At 50.2% G+C, this 249-nt stretch carries 1 tRNA gene; it reads right to left on the minus strand.

The features are described 5' to 3' along the window. Positions 1 to 79: 79 nt before the first annotated feature. A tRNA-Ile gene (locus tag QW71_RS36600) sits at positions 80 to 156 on the minus strand. Between the last annotated feature and the right edge of the window lie 93 nt (positions 157 to 249).

Here is a 249-nt window from a genome sequence, read left to right on the forward strand (position 1 = left end):
CTGACCTCCTGCTTGCAAGGCAGGCGCTCTCCCAGCTGAGCTATGGCCCCATAAAGGTATTCAATTCTGAAATGTTATATGGTGGGCCTTGGTGGACTCGAACCACCGACCTCACCCTTATCAGAGGTGCGCTCTAACCAACTGAGCTAAAAGCCCATATAACAGATAACATTGTGAATCAACCAATAAATTGATTGTTCGCTTGGCGGCGTCCTACTCTCCCAGGACCCTTCGGTCCAAGTACCATCG

Origin of the sequence: Paenibacillus sp. IHB B 3415 (genome assembly GCF_000802655.2) — a bacterium.
In the GTDB taxonomy this organism is placed as follows: Bacteria; Bacillota; Bacilli; order Paenibacillales; family Paenibacillaceae; genus Paenibacillus_AQ; species Paenibacillus_AQ phytohabitans.